Source organism: Clostridium uliginosum (assembly GCF_900112485.1).
Taxonomy (GTDB): domain Bacteria; phylum Bacillota; class Clostridia; order Clostridiales; family Clostridiaceae; genus Clostridium; species Clostridium uliginosum.
The window spans coordinates 1-22,351 of sequence record NZ_FOMG01000009.1 but is presented as its reverse complement, the minus strand read 5'-3'; the positions used below and the strand labels follow the sequence as shown (position 1 = coordinate 22,351).

Below are 22,351 nucleotides of genomic sequence, written 5' to 3'. Positions count from 1 at the left end.
CTATTATTTTTTTGAATGTGCCTTATTCAGCAAATGAATGTGAATCCATTTTCCTTTATTAGGAAACATCATATCTATAATCCTTAATTTCCTAGGTTACATGTATACAACTACGTTAATCTTACCTAAATTTCTTGGTATTATGTTTCCGTCAATCTTTTCTCCATTTATAATTATCTTAAGTTTACTATATTTAATTTCATTTGAATTACTTGTAACTTGTGAATCAATCAAATTATTTGAGTTTTTTACTTTACCTCTATCTCCACCTCTTATTACTTTTATCGTATAATCTTCCTTATCATTTTGAATTTTTATCTCAAATTCATTCCATGACTTTGGTATACATGGATTTACCATATAGCCTTTATCTTCAACCCTTTTTAGACCTAAAATATCCTCAATCCCAACTCTATACATCCAACCTGAAGCTCCAGTATACCAACTCCAGCCACCTCTTCCTCCGTGGGGCTCTTTTATGTACACATCTGCCGCCATTACATAAGGCTCTAACTTATAGGTCATACATTCAAGCTCCGTCTTTGTATGATTTATTGGATTTATCATATTATAGTATTTTGTAGCTTTATCTCCTAGTCCAAGCTTAGTCAAAGCTAAGATTACCCAAGAGGCTGCATGAGTGTATTGTCCTCCATTTTCTCTTACTCCTGGTACATACCCTTTTATATAACCTGGTTCAAGATATGAATTACTAAATGGTGGTGCTAATAAAAGTATCAATCCCTTATCATTCTTCACTAGATTTTTGTCAACAGCCTCCATTGCTTCAAATGCCCTTTGACTGTATTTTTCCACTGTGCCTACATAATCTTCATTGGAATTATAAGCCAATTCGTCTTTATTTAATTTATTTTTATCTGATTTATCTGTATTTAATTCACTACCAGATTTGATTTTGGTAGCTCCTGAAATTATGGCCCAACTCTGTGCTAAAGAATCAATTTGACATTCAGGATTTTCACGGCTTCCAAGCGGAGTGCCATCATCAAAATATGCCCTCCTATACCATCCACCATCCCAAGCACTTTTCTCTAAATTCTCTCTTATAAATTCTTTTCTCTCTTCATAATGAACTTTAGTTTCTTCATCGCCTTTAATCTGTGCAATTTTAATGAAGCTTTCTAAAATCGAGTACAAGAACCAGCCAAGCCATACACTTTCTCCTTTTCCTTTATTTCCAACAGTACTCATACCATCATTCCAATCCCCACTACCCATTAATGGAATGTTATGTACTCCAAACTTTAGAGCTTTTTCTATAGCCTTTAAGCAGTGTTCATATATTGTTCCTTCCTTTGAAGATTGGTTGACTATTGTATATCTCTCATCTTCACCATCTCTTAAAGGCTCATCTTCAAGATAAGGTGCAGTTTCTTGTAAAATTTCATAATCTCCAGTTGAATTAATATATTCAGCAGTAACATAAGGAAGCCATAACAAATCATCACTAAACCTAGTTCTTATACCAGAATTCACAACTGGGTGCCACCAATGTTGTACATCTCCTTCTACATACTGCCTTGAAGCACTACGCAATATTTGAGCCTTTGGTATTTCTGGATCAACAACTCCAAGTGCCATAGAATCCTGAAGTTGATCTCTAAATCCATATGCTCCACCACTTTGATAAAATGCACTTCTACTTAAATATCTACAACTTAAAGTTTGATATAAAAGCCATCCATTTAAAAGGTAATTAAAAGATTTATCTGGAGTCTTAACTTGTATATTCCCTAAAAAGTGTTTCCAATATTCTTTAGCTTTCTCTAATTCTCTATCTGCATTTCCTTTAACCTCATATTTTTTAATAACTTTTTCTATATTTTCTTTTTCTTCCTCACCAAATAAAATCAAAAGCTCTTTCTTTTCACCTTTTTTAAGGCTAATCTTTGTAGTAACAGCTAAACAAGGATCATAAATCCCTCCACATCTATTAGATAAATTCTCATTATTTAAAGCTTTTGGTGAAGAAACTTCTCCATTAATTCCTATAAACTCCTTACTATCCCCAGTAAAACTTAATTTTTCTCCTCCTAAAATAGTTAAATAAGAATTAAATTTTCCAAAGTACTCACTATAAGGATTACACCCTCTAATAAATCCACTATGATATACATACCTAGCACTACTATTGGATTCCTCACGTTCTACATTTGTATTTATATTACTATTTTTTTCAAATTCTCCATGAATATATGTTGAAACGTACCTAGCACTATCATACTCATAAACGCCCATTACAAGCTTTGCATAATAAAACAAAGAAATTTCTCTATCATTTTCACTTAAATTTTCTAAAGTTACTTTCTGAATTTTTACTTTCTCTTTTTTAGGTGCAAATACTTCTAGTTTTCCTTTTAAATCATAAGCAGTATGACTGAATTCAGAATATCCAAACCCATGTTTTATGAAATAATCTCCTGCATCTCTAACAGGTTTTGGCGTTATAGAAAAATAATTATGCGAATCATCATCTCTAATATAAAGTGCTTCCCCTAATGGATCTCTAATATAATCATTGCTCCAAGGTGTTATCTTATTTTCTCTAGAATTCCCACACCATGTATAAGATGAACCACTCTCAGATATATGAAATCCAAAATCATCATTAGAAATGACATTAATCCAAGGTGCTGGAGTATTTTTAAAGTTAGACAATTTTATCAAATAACTATTATCAAACTTACTAAAACCACCATATCCATTAAAGAAATCTAAATCTTGCATATTAAAGTTTTCATCAAATTTCTCTGTATTTAAATCATCTGAAATCTTAAATCTCTCTGCATTTAACTCACCTGAACTTATGTTATTATAATTTTCATTTGCTTTTTTTAATATAGAATCTCTTGAAGAATTAAATGTTTCATTATTCAAATCTTCCTTAATCATCGATTTCCCTATATCATCTTTTATTCCTGTGGCCTCTGCCCCGTTAATCAAATCCTGTTTTTCTAAAAAGTCTATATCATGATCATATTCTTTATATTCCGTTATATTATCATCTAGTTTTGGTATTACTTCATCTGCAATCTCCAATTTATAGTTGATATTTAAAGACTTAACTTTCTTCTCTAAATTCTTAGTTCCTATGTTTTTAGGTCTTTTTTCTAGTAACTCTTTCTTACCTTGTGACATATATTTTTCTTCGTGGTTATCATCTAGTACATTATTGTAATTACGTTTATAACTTTCTTCATCAACAGATTCCTTATATCTTGAAAATTCATTAATACTATTAACTTTAAACTTTTCAATTTTTGTAATTTGCTCTAAAATTGAACCCTTCTTTGAATCAACATATAACCTAGCAATTCCTATTATCAAATCTTTAACCTGTTCATCCATGGTAGATTTATTGTGAACGAATATTCCTCCTTGTTTATTTAAGGAAGTACATTCATTTGATGTATTTATTGCTTGCATTATATTCTTTTGAAGTGGTTCATCATAAGACATTTCTTCATTGTTGTATATAATTAAATCTAATTTTACTCCTTTAAGCTTAAGATAATAATGTAAATTTAACATATTAGCTACTAAATTAATATCATCTGTATTTTCAATAGTTAAAAAGACAATAGGTAAATCACCTGAAATTCCATAAGCCCATAAATCTCTTTGATACTTTGAAATGTTTTTTATGTATTCCTCTCTGTCTTTTCTTCCACTATGCAAAAAGAATATATATGTAGCTAAGCTTTGGAATATATTTGCTTGAGCACTTCTTATACCTAAATTTTTAAGTTCAAGCTGTGTTCTTATACTATATCCTTCAAAAACTTTCTCTAAATTAACAGCTTCTTTATTTTGTTTGCATATATTAATGGCCACTTCTCTAGACTCTGTTGTTCCTGTTATGAAATAAATCTCTTTTTTTGAATTTCCCTCTAATCTTATCCTAGCCCTAATACTCATTATTGGATCTAAAACTGTTCCAACAGTATTATTTAATGATTTATCATTATCCATAGCTAAAGGAGATTTAAGTTCTCTATTTCTTCCTATAAAATTAATTCTAGAAGTTTCATAGCTTATGCTTCCTTCTAATTTTCCATTAACTACAACTTTATGAAATATATAAGGCACTTTTGCATCTTTAACTCTGCCTCTTCTACTTCCTATAAGTACATTTTCATTATTATCATATTCTGTTTGAACAAATAGATTAGAGAAAGTTGGATGTACTGTATCTGCACTAAAAGTAGCTAATGTTATTTCCATGTAGCTTGTTATTTCAAGACTTCTTTCCTTATCACTTAAATTATTTAAAGTAATTTTTCTAACTTCAAAATTCTCATCTGAAGAAACAACAACTTCCATTTGAGTTTCAATATTACCATCTTTTCTATTAAACTTAGCCTTATCTAAATTAAATTCAGCAACATATTTTTCTCCATAATTCTTACATGGTTCAAAGGTTGAACTCCAATAGTCATTAGAATTTAAGTTCTTTATATAAAAGAACATCCCACTATCATCACTTGTGGAATTGCCTTTCCATCTATAAAGCATCATATCGTTCTTCTTAGAATAACCACTTCCACTTACAGTTATCATTGATGAATATTCACCATTAGATAACAATAAAACTTCAGGATTATCTTGATTTGCTCCTTCAAATTTCCTTGGAATCAAGTTTTCTCCCTCAAAATACATACTCTTTGTAGAAAAATCTTCATTTCTATCAAAGGTTACATTATAAGGAATCTTTTCTTTTAATAGAAGCTCAGTTGCCTTAACCTCTGGCAAACTATGAAACCTATTAACTAGAATATCATCAAGAAGTACATTATCAAGAGCCATCAAAGACATTCCCAAATGATGCACCATGTATGTCATAATTTTATTAGGTTTTACTCCATCACTATATACACTATCAACTATTTGTGCATTGTTTGAATCTTTTATATTCTTGTCATCTGTCATATTCTCTACTATATGATTGTCATTTAAATAATTATCCTCATTATTATCATCAATTGTATTTTTTATCACATATTTATCTTCTCTTGCCTTAGTGTAATCTATAGCTTCAATAAATCCGTATGTTCCTAGACAACCTATCGCCTCTAATTTTCTAAGATTTTTAATCCCACTCTTCTTAGAAAATGGCAATGTCATCAAAGTTGAATAAGGAGATATTACAATTTCATCTTCAAGACCTCTCTTTAATCCAATCCCTGGAATTCCAAAAGCCTTATATTGATAATTCTCATTCACATCAAATTCATAAAATGCAGATTCTGATATTCCCCAAGGTGTTTTCTTTTGCTTAGAAAAACTTTTTTGAGCCTTTATCACAGATTTATATGTTTGGCTGAGCAAGGTTTTAGGATAATTTTTCATTATTAAAGAAGGCATAAAATATTCAAACATAGTCCCACTCCAAGATACAAGAGAATGAGTATGAAAAGCATTTGTCATAGATCTACCTAATTTAAACCAATGAGATGTAGGCACATCGTTCTTAGCTACAGCAATAAATGATGCTATTCTTGATTCTGATGCCAATAAATCATAATAAGAGTTTCCAAGTGAATCTTCCTCTACGTTATAACCAATAAAGAATAATTGCCTATTTTTATCATAAAGGAATCTAAAATCCATCTCTTCTGAAATCATATTAATATCTTTGATTATATTATCTATTTTTCTAGCATATATTTTGAAATTATCAATCTTTTTCTCCATTGTATTGCTAAAGTTATCACCAAATTCACTCTTATATTCTTCACACTTATGAATTAATTCACTAATACTAGGAACTCCTTCAAAAAATTCTTTACTATATAACTTTTCCAATCCATTAAATATGTAATTATAATATTTAAGTTTTTTATTAACCTCTTCAAAAAGCTTATGGCTCCAATAGTTACTTTCTTTATTCTCTTTTTCTTGCACGCAAGCTTTATTTTTATTATCAATACTACTTTGCTCACATTGTGTAAATCCTTGAATTTTAACTGAGATTTTATTTAAAGCATCTTTGTATTCACCAATATTAAGCTTTGAATCAAATATAACTTCAATTGAAGGTTCTTCTTTTTCAATTATATTATAGATATCTCTTAGTGACATAACCTCATTTACTCTTATAACTTCTTTATCCTTTAATTCCTTAATAGCTTGTTTTAATACCCATAAATCTCCCAAAAGATTTCCGCTATCAACAGTTGATACATATCTTGGCCATAGGGGCGCTTTAGTTTTTGTATCATACCAATTTAGATAATGTCCATGAACCATTTGTAAATCTTTTATGCTATTTAATATCATCTCTGTTTTATCAATAAACTCCATCATTGTTATATATCCTAAGTCATAAGCCACTACATTTGAAACAAGCCCCATACCTATATTAGTTGGAGAAGTTCTATGCGCAATTCCTTTAAAAGGTTTTTCTTGATAATTATCTGGTGCTAAATAATTATTTTCTTCATTAACAAAATCTTCATAGTAAGCATATATTCTTCTTGATATTTTTCTTAAATAAACATTTTCTTCATCATCTAAAGTCATTTTATTTTTAGGAATATTTCTACTAATATAATACGCTACATATGGACTAACTATCCAAAGTGCAGCAACCACTATGCTATAAACAATAACCCCAATAGAATTATAAATAGATAAATAGACTACTACTAACCCCATTATTGGAGCAATCCACATTCTTTTTAAATATGCTTTAAAACTATTACTATACTTTTTTTCCACAGAATCAGAAGATTGCCACTCTAAAAGATTTCTTTTAGATATGCACAGTCTAAATAACGTTATTATTATGGCATTCATCATTAAAAATGCTTGATAAGGAATAAATGTTAAAATTAAAAGTATCTGCTCAAAGCTTTTAAATGTGCCCATAAGTTTATTTTTAGGCGTAACAACAAAATCCGTAACTGTAAATACTAGAGAATTCATAAGTGCTAAAAAGCAAAGTAATGCAATCTGACTTCTTCCATTTAAAATAGTTAAAGAAAGAATCAATGCTATTACTAAATTAGGTGCTAAAAGACTTCTTCTTAAATTATCAAATATCTTCCATTTGTTAAGAGAACTTATCTTTTCAGAAAATAACCAACCTATAAGTTGCCAATCTCCTCTAACCCATCTATGCAATCTTCTACAGCTGCTCTCATAAAAAGCTGGATATCCATCTATAAATTCTACCTGACTAACTAAAGCACATCTTGTAAGAGCTCCTTCTATAAGATCATGACTCAAAATCCTATCATCTTTTATTGACATATGCAGTATGTTATAAAATTCATCTATATCAATTATTCCCTTACCTGTAAAAGATCCTTGACCAAACAAATCTTGATATGTATCAGAATAAGCTATTGAATAGCCATCAACCCCTCCTTCTCCAGCAAAAACATTTGAGAAATATGTTTGATTTTTAGATTCTAAGCTTATGCTAACCTTAGGTTGCATAACACCATATCCTCTTAAAACTTTGTTATCATTAACATAAGGTACATTAAGTACATGGTTCATAGCACCTATAAGCTTAAAGGTGCTTTCTCTCGGCATAAATGTATCTTCATCTAAAGTAATTAAATACTTAACGTCCTTAAGTATCTTTATTTGAGAACTTAAAACATTATAAGTATGATCTGTTTTTCCTCTGATAAGAGACATAAATTCCATAAGCTTTCCACGTTTTCTTTCTTTACCCATGAAAACATTTTGCTTTTTATTATAAATTCTTTTTCTACTAAAAAAGAAAAATCTTGCTTCATTGTTGGTACTTTTGTAATTATCTTTAAAATATTTATTATTTAATTTTCTTGCACATTCAATTCCACACTTAATTATTTCCTTATCATTCTCTTCAACCTCAGAATTTGAATCCTGAAAGTCACTAAGCAATGCAAAATAAATATTTTTGTCTTTATTTCCACAATAAGCAACTTCCAATCTTTCCATAAGAGATTTAACCTTTTCTTTGCAATTTACAATTGCAGGAATAACTACTATTGTCTTGCAATCATCTGGAATTCCCTCACTAAAATTCATTTTTGGTACTAATCTAATCTGTACGGTTTTACTTACAATCCAGTTAGTCAGTCCAATTATAATTTCATTTATAGGAATTATAATGACTAAAAACGAAATTATGTACTCAGCCTTAGTATATTTCATTCCGCCCAAACTACTTATAAATAAAAAAAGTGCACTTATAAGAAGTGTTCCCAAAATATTTATTGCTAAATATGTACCTTCAGAAATTACATGATTTACATTATTGTGATATCCTTCTAATTCACTTATGCCATTATCAATTAAGTAATATCCAACATGACACTTATAAGGTTCTTTGTTATCATTTTTGTTCTTTATTGCAAGTTCTAATACATTATGTGCTACATTAATTTCATTTCTATTAATTATTCTGGCTATATTTTCAAGCTTATGTCTGTAATAATCCTTAGATTCAAAATCCATGTTTCCATAAACATTTTCGGGATCTTCTCTTAAAATCCTATCCACTAGACATGTATTTTCAAAGAATTCCCTCCAACTTATACCCTCGATTTTTCTAATTGAAGTTATATATTCTCCAATATGTCTTCCTAAGAATTCCTCTCTTAAGTTACTCTTAATAATATAATTATCAAGGTCTTTATCCATTCCCCATTTGATCTTTGCAAAATCATAAATACTCTTATTTTCTATAGAATTATCCCTTAAGACTCTAAAAAACTCTCTTAAAAATAAAGCACTAAATTTTTGATATTTATCATTCATATTCTTAAGTTCTTCATTAAGTTTATTGTTACTTATAGCATCTACAATCCTCTCAGCAACAATTTTCCCCTGTAAGATTTCCTTTTGAATATCAACAAGTTCATTAGTATATTGTGATAAATTTATTATTATTGCTATCTTAAGCATAAGCGGAAAAGCCCAGAGTTCACCCATGGTAAAAGCCATATCTTTATTGACAATATTAGTAGCCTCTTGGGTTCCATCCTCATTCCTCCTACTATTATCTATTTTAACAAACAATTTTTCACTTACATTATTAAAGTCTAAATCCACACCTAAATTTTCTTCTTGAATTTCATTAATATATTTAGTAAAACTCTCACCATCAATATCTCCACCTGCATTTACATAATTCTTTGCAACCACAAAAATACGAGGAAGTTCATTTTCAAATTCATTATAATTTTCATGATTTTTCTTTTCAAAATCCATTTTTTCATCAAAGTCTTTACTTTTAAATGAATCATTAATTTTGTACATTTTCTTATGATCTATATTATCAATAAATTCTGCTATAGAAGGTAATGACTTAAAATAATCAATAGGCATTTCCTTCTTAATTGCCTTATATTCTTTTTCAATTAAATATATATTATCAAGAAGCCACTCAGCTGCTCCGAGGACTTTATTTCTGCCTTTGGATAACTTTCTAAAGTACTTAAAATTTTCATGAATACAAGAAAATCCTTGGTTAAGCTCTCCTAAAACATTTTTTCTTAATCCATAAGAATTATTTTTCTTCAAGTAAAAAACTCCCTTCTTAATCAAATATGCCTTAATAGCAATTACTCAATAAAGTCATTTTTACCAAAACTACAAAAAAAATTCTTAAATTTTAAAAATAAACAAAAAATGAAACTAGTCCTCCAAATTTGCATACAAAATAAAGGGGCTGTCTCAGAATTACCAAGTGAAGTAATAACAAAGAAATAGAAATAACATTTATTAAAGAAGACTAGAAAAATAAGCTAAAAGTTTCTAACATTTAAAGTTGTACCCATAAAAGATTGCTCCTAATATGCATTAGGACAATCATTTATGGAACAACTTCAAATAAAGAAACTCTAATCTTATTTTTCAATGCTTCTTCCACAAATGTTATTTCTATTTCTTTTTTTGAATATACATCATATTATTAAATGATTTGTATTATGAAACAGACCCCTCTAAATACAATATTTTAATTCATAATAAGATATTAAAGGCACTTATTTTTTAGGTGCTCTATATCCCGCCTTTTCAGCTTCTTGTATAGTGTTAAAATATTCATTATTACTTTTCTTTTTTAACTCTTTTTGATAATATGTACTCCCTGGAACATGATATATTTTACTGTCTGTATCCCCTATTATTGATCCATCTTTATCATTAGTATTATCTTCAACTTGTGCTTGATTGTCTTTCATAGAAGATTCTTTATTAATACTAAATGGTTTGCTATTAATTGTAGTATTCGTTGTTACAATTGGCATTCGGGATTGTAAATTAAATGCAACAACCGTTAATATTCCATATACAATCATACCAAATAAATATATAGCAACTGCTTCTGATTTTTTTTCTAGTATTCTACTTCCAGTTATAGCACAAACAATGAAAGCGCCCATAAATATTAGAAATAGTAAATAAAATGAAATTAGCATTATTATTCCCATTTTAGCCCTCCTTAATGCTAATTATAACATGGCTAAGTAGATAATTACATTTTATATAAATTCTTCATTTTATGTTGAAATAATTACTAAAAATACACTTAGTTAATTTTGACCTAATGAGTTTCCTGTTTACTTTTGCAAGGTATATTCTTCACCATTTTAAATAAAAAGCTATGTTTTAAAGTAGGAGTTGCCTCGGAATAATAAAGAAATAGAAATAACATTTATTAAAGAAGACTAGAAAAATTTCGCTAAGACTTTCTAATATTTAAAGTTGTACCCATAAAAGATTGCTCCTAATATGCATTAGGACAATCATTTATGGAACAACTTCAAATAAAGAAACTCTAAGCTTATTTTTCAATGCTTCTTACACAAATGTTATTTCTATTTCTTTTTTTGAATATACATCATATCATTAAATGATTTGTATTATGAGACAGACCCCTTTAAATACAATATTATTCTATTATCTTAACTAATGTAATCTTTCAAATATCTAATTTCACACCCATATAAGTCTATGTGTAATTATACGTCGCATCTTTGACTTGTTATTTTCTTTCATGTGCCTAAATTCAAATAATAATACTTGTTGTATTGCTTCAGACAACTTTGTAAACGATTAATAACCGTCAATATGACTAGTTACATTTATAGTAGCTTCTGATACATCTGTAGATATATTTCTTATTTTAGTGCTTTTAATGTCTGTTGATTATTAAAACATTATATGAATAATGGGAATATTTACATACTATTAAATTATTTTATCTCAAATAGATATCCAATGCTAATATTTTATATTAACATAATTTTTTATTTTAATAATTTATCATAAGTTCCAATTACTTTTGAATATTTACAAAGAATTCTGACCCCTTTAGCCCTTTTCCATCTATATTTTTAACTAATTTCATTTCTTTTAATACCATAAATAAAAATGTGCAATTGCAACTATGACCATTAGATTTAGAGTCAAATACTTGTGATTTGTATTTTTTTAAGTCGCTTGTTGAACATCATTTTTCCTTAAAAAGTAAATAAACGTTGTAGATTTCTTCAATCTTAATTGAAATATCCGAATTACCTCTTACATAAGTAATGGCATTCTCAGTTACTTATTTAATTGTAGAATCACCTTTACCAGGATTTTTGAGTTTTAGTCCTATTCCAATAGATTTATTTGAAATATTGTAAAATTCTAGGTATGTCATATTAATTATACCTACACTATTAAATTTAAGTTCTATTTATTAACATTAAATGTCTTAACAATAAATAGACATAACCTATCTAGTTTTATGAATAATTAAAAATTACAATATAAAAAAAGGCTGACTCCTTTATTAGTACAACTAACTTACTAAAATTAATATCAATTTATAAATTTACTCTCTATATTAACTGCATTTTTAAATAATTTTTAATTCAACTTTTGAGCGTAATGTTATTACTTATTAATTTTTCTTGTTCCTTATATTCGATAATTGCCTTAAGTACATCTGATTTGTTGGTCGCATTAAGAACTCTAAATCCACTTGTTCTCCAAAAACTTTTTACTCTATTAAAATTAAAATGACATAATAAAAATACTTTTATTTTTATATATATGATTAACCTCCTACTCTTTTTCTCACCAAATTGAATTCTTATAAATATCTGCTCATATCCTGCCCACAAAGCAAAAAGAAAAATAAATAATATGAAAGTAGTAGACAAAATTATTGGTAATAAAATACTTTTAAATGTATCAATTGTCTCTAAATTTTTAATATCTTTAAATGCTAATACTATAGAATTAATAATAATATATAATCCTAATAGTGTGTTAATACATTTAAAAAGTTTCTTAACAGGTTTACTTTTTTCATTTTGAAATTCTGGCAATACGTTCAAAATACATATACACACTATAATTATTGTACTTACAGGTATTAAAATCAGCTCGCCAATTAAACTAAAAGTATAGAAATTCACAATAAATTGAAATATTAAAATAAATTTAAAATTATCTAAAAAGACTTTTTTAAAGTAAGTAATATTCTCTGCTTTATCAATGGCTTGAAATGCTGTAATAACTCCTGTAAATAGAAACCATATTATCGTGTCTTTAAGTAAAGATACTTTCCAAAAATCAATGCGGTACAATATATAGACTATGAATGATGTATAAATCATCATGCAAATATACAACATAGTTAATTTCTTATCAAATATAACTTTTATAAGACTCCATACACTTGATCGTGTATTTTTATTAACAATTAAATATATTATAAATATCATTAGCCATATACTTAAAGCCAGCTCTCTATTATTTAATATTTTAGTAATGTTCAATTTTTGAAAAGCAAGCCGAATACTCCCCTCTGAAACCAGTATATATAAATAGCTATATATATCTTTAAATTTTATTTTCAAAACCCCAAGTATAGAAGTCATTTGACTATGCCATAAAAATATTATAATAAATAATATAAAATTTAAAACTAAAAGTAATCTCTTTCTATTCCTTATTTTATTTATTTCATTATCTTCATACAGTGACAATAACATCAACCTCCCCTAACCCGAATGTTAGTCATTACGTAAGCTTATATGCTTTTGATAATTACCCAAATAAAAACAAACTATGGGCATGTCCTAGAACTCTAGAATATTGGCAATTTAGTATATCCTACTATAATATCTATCCAAACTGGTAAATTCCTATTATTAGCCTAATGGGTATATGGATAATGGGAAGTTTAAATTTAAATTAAATTTGCATAGCGTTCTTGCACTCAAGATGTTCTGAATCTTAACCAATCTTTGGCTTAATTAAGAAATGTGCTTTGTCGCATCCTCAAGCCAAAGCGAACTTGAATGTTTTGTTATGTGCAGTTTTTTCTAAGCTCTCTCTCTTCCAATCATTTTAAGACTTCTTAACTCTATAATTACTTGGGCCCATATTACAGATAATATATACGGCAATGTAATCATTTTAATAATCAATTCGATTAATGAATTTGCTAAGAATCCATCTTTAGTGGCCAATTCAATTAAATCTGTGCTAAAGACAAGTTTTGACAAGTCTGTATTCAGTGTTGTTAGAAAGGCAATTGTAATTATTGTTGTAACGATAGCATTTAGAATGAAAATAGCTGCCTTAATTTTATCTAAATCAAACTTATATGCAGCAAGCATCCATAATAAGATAACCATAACTATAAACAAAAAAAGAAAATATTTATCTTGTTGTATTGGTATCCATACAAGACTTATATACGCAGTTGCAACTAATGAAATAATGAATGGAGCGAAAAGTAACCAAATTATCATTTTCCAGACATTGTTAGCTACTTTGATTGAATCTCTAAACCATAGAATATATATAATCGTAGTTACAATAATATAAATTGGATTTCTCAATTCGTTTGGGATTGGAATTACTATGCTAAGAATCATTATTAAAAAGGTCAATAAGTACATTTTCTTTGAATCATTAATAAAACTTATAACTTTCTTCATTTAAACACCTACCTTTATTTCACAAAATTGTTCGCAACTATGGAATTTTTATAATTTGATAAATGCTGTTATTATAATAAACATTTAACCTTCACATTATTAGCCTAATGGGAATTTAATAACTAGAAAATGAAGTCTATACAATAAACATTTATGAATTTTGAAGTCTTCCCTTCCCTTAAGGATCTTAGGAGATTATTGAAAGACATATCTTTGCTAAATTAACCTTTGTCTACATAATTTTGTAAAAACCTATCTAATCTCTCACTATTTATTTATTTGGTTACTGAAAGTTATTAATTTCTTGATAGAAATAGGTCTAGATTTCTCTAACTGTTCAATTTCATCAAAAGCACTAAATAAAAATAACTCTATAGGGTTGCATGAGTTATAAATTAAAGTGATTACACACGCTACATCATTTTTTTGAATCATCTGATATGGAAAAATGCTTTCATAACATTTTACAATGCCAATAATATATGGCACAATGTCTAATGATTTATTGATTGAGTCACTTAATAATATCTTGAATTTGAAAAAAAGTTTTTTCCCTCCGGAACTAGGAGATATGCTTTTATTATCTATATCTAGATTCTCACAAAAATAATCATCTGAAAGTTCTATTTGAATCCCATCACTTAACAAATAAGCATTTAAGTCTGTAGTTATTGTGTTGATATGTATATTAGCTTCATTCCTAAGTTCTGGATACTTTGCTATAAATATATCAAATATGTAACCAGAAACAGTTCTACAAAATATTCTGATATTATGAATATTAAAAAAGGCGTAATATAATTCTGAACTACTAAGTTTCTGCCCCTCCATTCCTTTTTCAGTTATTATACATGAATCCTCTTCTATTTTGTAGTTTCCATGTTTAAAAGCATTTCGAATTATCCTTATATCATCTAAACAATTAATAACTTTTGTTTGTGAGAATATTACATCTTGATATTGTTTTGGAAATAATTCCGAATATACATTATTTAATAGAAAGTACAACTCATTCTTTTTCCTATTATCAGAAATACGTTTTTTTGCCATATACGCGCTAATAAGTAAAAATGAATCTAGCCGAAACATTGGCTCTATTAAATTTTGTATCATTTGAATGGTAGGTTCTATTTTATTTAATGGATTAGCAAATTTTTTGTCTGCTAAAAGTTGTTGCTCCTCAATTTTGGGAGCAATATTTATCCAATACAATTTTAATCCTTCATCACGATAGTTCATTGCATTTTTTACTAGTTCATATAATTCTGTTGGCTTATTTTTGTATTCTTCAATTATATAATCGATAGTTTGTTTTAGAATATTACTTGTTTCTTTAATTATATTATTTAAGTCCTTGCTCTTTTTATATAATAAAAATTGTTGTTTCACCAATGATGAAAAACCTGGAAGCTCAGCAGATACATCCGAGAACTGTAAATTTAATCTTTGTGCAACATATTTGCCCAATTGTTCATTTTCATTATTACATATTGTATTAAAATATTCTTCTATTTCTTTACTTTTTTCTAATGAATTAGTAGTCATATTATTTCTCCTTTAAAAAACTAAGTAGATTATGTAGTTTATATTCATCAATTTGAGCTAATCGCTAATATTATTTTATTAATTTCTTTATCGGTTAGATTTTTCCGTTTAAGGATTGATAAGTACTTATTTGAGTAAGAATATCTAATAAAATCAACAATTCCCTTAGCACTTCTTTAATTCTGACACACCTCTTTTTTCTGATATGTGTAATACAACTTTGCTGTTCACAATACAAGCTATTATTAAATCGTTACTATTTAGCCACAATATGTTGATTTTTGTTAATTAGTATATACAATATATTGTGGTTTGATAGGACTGAATATCTGAAAATTTCAGATGAAAGTCTATAAATTTTAATATAAAATCAATATATTGTATTTAAAAATGAATTAGCATCAATATATTGTGTTGTCAATGCCTGAGTAGTAACATTAAATTAATAGTTTCTATTGTGTTAATAAATCTTTCTTATAAATAATCTTGTATTACGCCTTAATTTTTCATTTTATATTATATAAACAATATACTGAGACTAAGCAATTGCTATTATGCATTTAATTTAGTTATTCCTAATTTAGAAACTATCATTTTACTAACTTTTAGTAGAATCATCTAGAAATACGAATTCACAATAAACTGCCCATTATAGACATACTTAGTTTATGGATAATATGAACCTTAGACTTAAAATAAAAATTAATTCAGATAATTTTCATTGCCTCTACCTTACTGATTCTTACTTCAGCATACACTTTGTTCATGATTATATAGTGTTTTCTATCTGGCTTTTTAAATAATCAAATTATATTATTATTCACCGGTATACCATAGTTGACGTTACTTGTAAATCGGCTAAAGAATTGCTTATAAAAATTTTAGTTCTAGTTTCCATACACTGTTCCTTCAATATTTTCCAAATAAATGTAAAATAGCAATCATGGAATCAAATATATCCATCCATCTGCTTTCTGTTTTTTACCTTGAATCTGCAATTCACTAATCATACTGTGATTAGGATATTAACTTTCTAAACAATTCAAACAATCCTGTATCGATATTTTATATCAAACACCTACTTCATGTCCAAATTGGATATTTTAGTTAACATTCGCAAACATTTTCCTCACCAAACCACTCTTTAGCCTTACTTATTATCAATTGTGAAGGGTTATGATAAAAAACAACCAGATTTTCTTTAGCTCTTGTACAACAAACATAGAAAATCTTTTGAGTCCTCAATAGGATTTTAGGATATGATTTTTGTTTATTTTTATCCAATGTGGAGCTTATAAAATCATTTAATAGATATTCAAAATTATAATTACTCCATCCTCCACCATCTAAAATAACAAGAACATTATCAAATTCAGCACCTTTGATTTTATGTTGAGTTGAAAAAGGAGTATACCCCTCTAAATAATAATATAACTTTTGGAATTCTTTGAATTTAACCCTTTTTACTCGATTATAGATATACTCATTTTTTTCTATAAACTTATTAAATTTATCATCTTTTTTACAAATTCCTTTTTTATCTGCAAACTTTATAACTTCTTCAATAGTACAATCAGACATAGAATTTATCTCTTGAATAATTGCTTTTATTTCTTTCTTTTTTGTTATTGAATCTATTTTAAATTCAGTTTTTCTAATAAACTCACTATATGCTTTATCTTCATATAATTTAACAAGTAATTGTATTTTAAAAAGATGTTTTATTAAATCATCTCTTTTAGAACCGTTTTTATTTTCAGCACCCTTATCATCCTTTTTATCATCTATTAGTGAATCCTTATCTAAGTATATTTTTCTTACTTTAGAAAATGGTATATCTTTAAGTTGTTCATATAATTGCTTGTTGTCTAAGTCTTCAACAATCAAGTCAATCTTTAATTTCCCTTGTCTATTTTTAGCCGGAACCAACGATACCACTTGACTAAATGTTGCATTTTCGTCAATAACTATTTTTTCTTTTTTTATTTTTTTTAATATTTCATTTTTTAATTGTATAATTGGATCTTTATCGTATATATTCATTAGTTCACTAAATCCTACTTTAGGGGCTATTAAATTATGTGTTAAGTTTAACTCTTTTGTCTGCTTAGGATTATCAAATTTCCAACCTCTAAAATATTTAGTCTTTTTCAATTTATCTAAATCATTATTTGACGAATATAAAAACTTGATATTTCCTTGTTTAACGAGTCCATTATTCATATTAGGAGCATTATTATCTTTTGATGGTACTTGTAGCAGTCCATCTACTCTTACATTATTAGCTAACTCAATAACTAACTGAGGATTTCTTCTATTTTGTTTCTTTTGAACTTCTTGAACAACTCTTAATCTAACATAATCGTTTAAGTCACCAATTCCATCTTCATAAATAGATTGCATTGTATCTCCAAAGAAACCAACGATACACTTTCTCATACTTTGCTGTATATGCTCTAAGAATATTTGTACAACGAATGGACTTGTATCTTGGTATTCATCAATAAATATAAACTTATATTTATCTTTTAATATATCACATAACACTTTATACTTCTTGTACATATAGTTTGCTAAGATGAGAACTTCATCATGTGAAATCTCCCCTCTATTTATATTCAAATGTTCTTTGTAACTTATTCCATATTCAAATTTATTTATATACTCTTCGCCACTCTCTTCATTTGGATTTTTAATTTTATACTCTTTATCATTTATAAGAATCAAAAGCGATTTTTTAAGTTCTTTTTGAAATTGTTTTATATTATCCCATAAGAAATCATGAATTGTAGAAACTCTTAAATTCTTATGATTAACTCTTTCTTCAATTTCTTTAACAGCAGCATTTGTATAAGTCATGCAAGCTATTTTAGCCATAGGATTCTGTGTAATAGCTTCTTTTATGACTTGTACTAAAGAGTAAGTTTTACCACTCCCAGCACCACCGCTTAGCAGAAAATTATCTCCATTTTTAATATGCTCAAAAACTTTTTCTACTTCTGATTCTAATCTTGTTTCAGCCATAGCAAACCCTCCTTTATATAATTTGGTATATCCCAGTTACTAAATTTATTTCCTTCTTTATCAGATTTGCTATTAAGTAAAATTTCCATAGCGAATGACGGTTTTTTGTCTATACATTTTTCAGCTAGATCATAAGCATCTTTAGTTGTATCATCAAAATAATCAATATGCTTTAGACTTTTAAAATTTTCTTTATTCTCAAGTATAAATTTTCTATTTATGTGAAAAAAGGCATCCTCAAAACTTCTAGCATGGTAAGTCAATCCTTCTCCATTTTCATCTGAAACTTGGTAAGTAACTGCAACCTCTCCCATTGCACTCTGCTCCCAATTATTTGTTTTAGAATTTCTCAACATTTTTTTCTCATCAAACGGTAAATCAGCGAAAGATTGTAACTCATTATCAATATTTTGAGATTTTAATTTTTCTATATACATTGAGTAAAAAAACTTTATTGAGGCATTTGTTGTTATCTTTCCATCCTCTCCATATACTCTGCACGGTGCTGGAACAAGTGATACTTCACCGTTCTTATTTTGCTTAGGAGTTCCATCTTTCTTTGTTGCCTCTACTAATTTTGCTGAATCTATATCAGTTATAATCAATGACTTTATCTGGATAAAATCAATAAATCGTTCAAATATGTGAGAATATGCACCTACTTCAACAATTGAAATATTTTGAGAAAGCATAGGAACTCCTTTATCTTTCTCCATTTGATCTATTTTTTTCATCATAGCAGGCAATAATATTCGTTCTGTATCACCTTCAATTAATATTGCTTTATCTGCAAAAAATAATTCAGAACGATTTAAAGTTAAATATTGTTTTAAAAATTTAAAATGCTGTATTCCTTTTTTTTCTGACTTAGAATATTCTATTTCTAGCGATTTTAAATTTTTTGCTAAAACATTTCCTTTTTTTGTTTTATAAAAGTATTTTATATCATTAAAATCACCTTCAGATGTTATATGAGAAGAATGAGTTGTAATAATTGTTTGCATATCAAATAATTTTTCACCTTTACTACCACTATATCCCTCTTTCAAAATATCTTTAATATTTTTTATGAAAACATACTGCATCTGTGGATGGGTATGTGCTTCAGGCTCTTCAATAAAAAACAAATTAATATCTGCTGGTTTTTGATTATCTTTTCCATCCTTTCTAAATTCACTTAAATCAACTTCTATTTCAAAAATCATGCTAATCAAATTTAAATATCCTAATCCATTATAATTCTCTGGCAACAAATTTAAATTATTATGGTTATACATTACAGTTGTATTTCCTTTTAATAATTCTTTGCGCTTTAATGAAGATACTATCTTAATAGTAGATTCCCCAGGTTTTATTCCTCCAAACTTTTTAACTTTATTGACAACATCATTGAAGAGACTATCATATATTTTATCTAGTTGTCTATCCGTATTAATAATTTCATCTTTAAATGTATCTAATGCTGTCTTTTGCTCATCATTTTCCTCGATTTTTTCATAGTATTTAGAAGAAAGAATAGACAGTGTATTATCAGTTTCTACATTTGAAACTGATCTGCGAGCACTTATATATTTGAAATTTATAATTTTATCTAGGCTTATTTTATTTTTATCCAAATCTATATACTCATCATTTTTTTCTTTTTTATTAATTAAATCATATACAATTGATTTCTTTGAGATTTTAAAGAATTTCTTATATTCTTTTCTAATAAAATCTGCAAAATACCTTTTTGCTAATGCATCTTTATTATCAAATTTTTTGTCCAAATCCAAACGTTTATCTTTATATTTAATAAATTCATTTTTTAATTTATTAAAATCATCTTGAGATAAAGTATATTCGAAACCTAGAACTATATTTTTATTATCTGGGTCTAAATCCATCATAACGGTACTTATATTAGCCAAATCATCATCTTCACCATATTGTATAAATAATTTCATAGAAATTCCTGTAGGAAAAAGCACATCATTTTCTGTCGGAATATAATTATTTTCTATTTTTTCTGCAAGCTCTTTTTGAAAATCAACATTAAAATCATCATACGCAAAATTATTTGTATTTGATTTACCTCCAATGAATTTATCTAAAATAGATAGCAATGAAGTTTTTCCACAATTGTTTTTACCAATTATTAATGATAACTGATCTTCCAAATCAAGTTCAAATTCTTTTAACAAACGGTAATTATTAACTTTTATTCTTGAAATTTTCACGATCTCACTCTTTTCATTATATATTTCTACTTCACATTATAGACATTATCAACCGTTTCAAAAACACTAATTTTTCTTCAAAACATACTAATTATAGTCTCTGTTTTCATTGTAAAATATTCCATATTATTATACTACAATTTTTATCATTTTATCATTATTTTTCCTATAATATTCCTATTATTTTAATCTATAACTTAATTCTTCCGATCATTATATAAATCGGGTAATATCACTGTTTAGTTTGTTTCTCTGATTTACAATGCAGTATTTGTCCTATCCTTTAGCAAAACTACTATAGGTAATTTTCTGGTGAAAGCATTCTTGTTATTAGATATTTTTCTTCTTTACTATATTTTTTTAATATTATCTGGCATAGATTATCTCCCCCTAACTTTCTTATTATTGCTTTAATAGAGAATATATAACTTACTTTTAAAAATCACATGACTGTATTAAATAAAATTGTATAATTTTTATTAGAAAATTGAATAGTATGGTTTAAAGTTAAGTGATTTTTGGATATAATAATATTAAGAAAAAAGTTTTATTAAAAGAGATTAAGGTGGTGCATTAGTGAAGCCTATAAATTATGAAGATATGATAATGAAAAGGGCAATGGACATATTTGCAGAAGAAGGATTAAAATTCTTTGGTATAGACAAGAAAGTTAAGGATACAGGATCTACTGAAATTGTTGTTCTTGAAATTAAGAATATGTTTATGGATTATACATTCCTAATGGAAGATGATAGCTATATACATTTTGAGTTTCAAACAACTAATAAAGGTGTTGCAGACTTAAGGAGATTTAGAACTTATGAAGCACTACTTAATCTTCAAACTGGAAAAGATGTTGTAACTTATGTAGTTTATTCAGGAGATATTAAAAACCCTTTAAGCGGATATGAAAGTGGAATTAATTCATATAGAGTTAATGCAATTTCAATGGCTAATAAAGATGGAGATAAAATCTTCAATGATATAATAGAGAAAATGAAACTAGGAGAAGAACTTAGCAATCAAGACATTATAGCATTAACCTTCAGTCCAATAATGGGCGGTAAACTTAGTAAAGGTGATAAAATATTAAATGCTATTAGAGTGGTTAAAGGTATTGATAAAGAATATAGATATGATGTTGAATCGATATTATACGCATTTGCTAGTAAGTTCTTAAGCGGTAAAGATTTAGAACGTGTGAGGGAGGAGATAAAAATGACTGAATTAGGTAGAAGCTTAATAGAAGAAGGTTTAGAAAAAGGATTAGAAAAAGGCAGAGTTGAAGGTGAAAATAAGAAAACTATTGAAATTGTTAGAAATGCTATTAAAAAAGGAATGGACAATAACCTAATAAGTGATTTAACAGGATTATCAAACAGGGAAATTGAAGCAATAAGAGGAGCTATTAAATATAGTAACTAGAGAGAACTTATATACAAATAAAAGACTTCGTATAAAATTTATGCGAAGTCTTTATTTCGGGACTCTAGATAGCTTTGTGTTATTAACACATTTATCATTAAAATATTACTGGAAATTTTGTTTTCTGGTAATATTTTTTTATTTTTAGTAAATACTAAAAATATGTTT

The 22,351-nt window shown here is 27.3% G+C and carries 8 protein-coding genes; 1 reads left to right on the top strand and 7 read right to left on the bottom strand.

Annotation, left to right across the window (positions count from 1 at the left end; genetic code table 11):
* Positions 1-96: 96 nt before the first annotated feature.
* The 7 genes from BM027_RS07710 to BM027_RS07680 all read right to left on the bottom strand — a co-directional run bounded on the left by BM027_RS07710 (position 97) and on the right by BM027_RS07680 (position 20,758).
* A complete protein-coding gene (locus tag BM027_RS07710; RefSeq protein WP_090090475.1) occupies positions 97-9,546 on the bottom strand; it encodes a glycoside hydrolase family 94 protein in 9,450 nt (3,149 codons plus the stop codon).
* Positions 9,547-10,010: 464 nt separating this feature from the next.
* The gene (locus BM027_RS07705) at positions 10,011-10,457 is read right to left on the bottom strand and encodes a sunset domain-containing protein (RefSeq protein WP_090090473.1); all 447 of its coding nucleotides are present in this window, start codon (positions 10,455-10,457) and stop codon (positions 10,011-10,013) included.
* A gap of 1,431 nt (positions 10,458-11,888) precedes the next feature.
* Positions 11,889-13,010, bottom strand: a complete 1,122-nt coding sequence (locus tag BM027_RS07700; RefSeq protein ID WP_139209538.1) for a hypothetical protein — start codon at positions 13,008-13,010, stop codon at positions 11,889-11,891.
* A 339-nt stretch (positions 13,011-13,349) separates the two neighbouring features.
* Positions 13,350-13,970: a hypothetical protein gene (locus BM027_RS07695; RefSeq protein WP_090090468.1), complete on the bottom strand. Its 621-nt coding sequence runs from the start codon at positions 13,968-13,970 to the stop codon at positions 13,350-13,352.
* 267 nt (positions 13,971-14,237) lie between these two features.
* A complete protein-coding gene (locus BM027_RS07690; protein WP_090090465.1) occupies positions 14,238-15,515 on the bottom strand; it encodes a hypothetical protein in 1,278 nt (425 codons plus the stop codon).
* Positions 15,516-16,622: 1,107 nt separating this feature from the next.
* Positions 16,623-18,539 (bottom strand): UvrD-helicase domain-containing protein, encoded by a 1,917-nt coding sequence (locus BM027_RS07685; RefSeq protein ID WP_090090462.1) that lies wholly within the window; start codon positions 18,537-18,539, stop codon positions 16,623-16,625.
* Entirely contained in the window at positions 18,521-20,758 is a 2,238-nt protein-coding gene (locus tag BM027_RS07680) for an ATP-dependent nuclease (RefSeq protein WP_090090460.1), read from the bottom strand. The genes BM027_RS07685 and BM027_RS07680 overlap by 19 nt, the downstream gene beginning before the upstream one ends.
* Before the next feature lie 576 nt (positions 20,759-21,334).
* Here BM027_RS07680 and BM027_RS07675 point away from each other — a divergent pair.
* Entirely contained in the window at positions 21,335-22,183 is an 849-nt protein-coding gene (locus BM027_RS07675) for an RpnC/YadD family protein (RefSeq protein WP_090090458.1), read from the top strand.
* Positions 22,184-22,351: the final 168 nt, after the last annotated feature.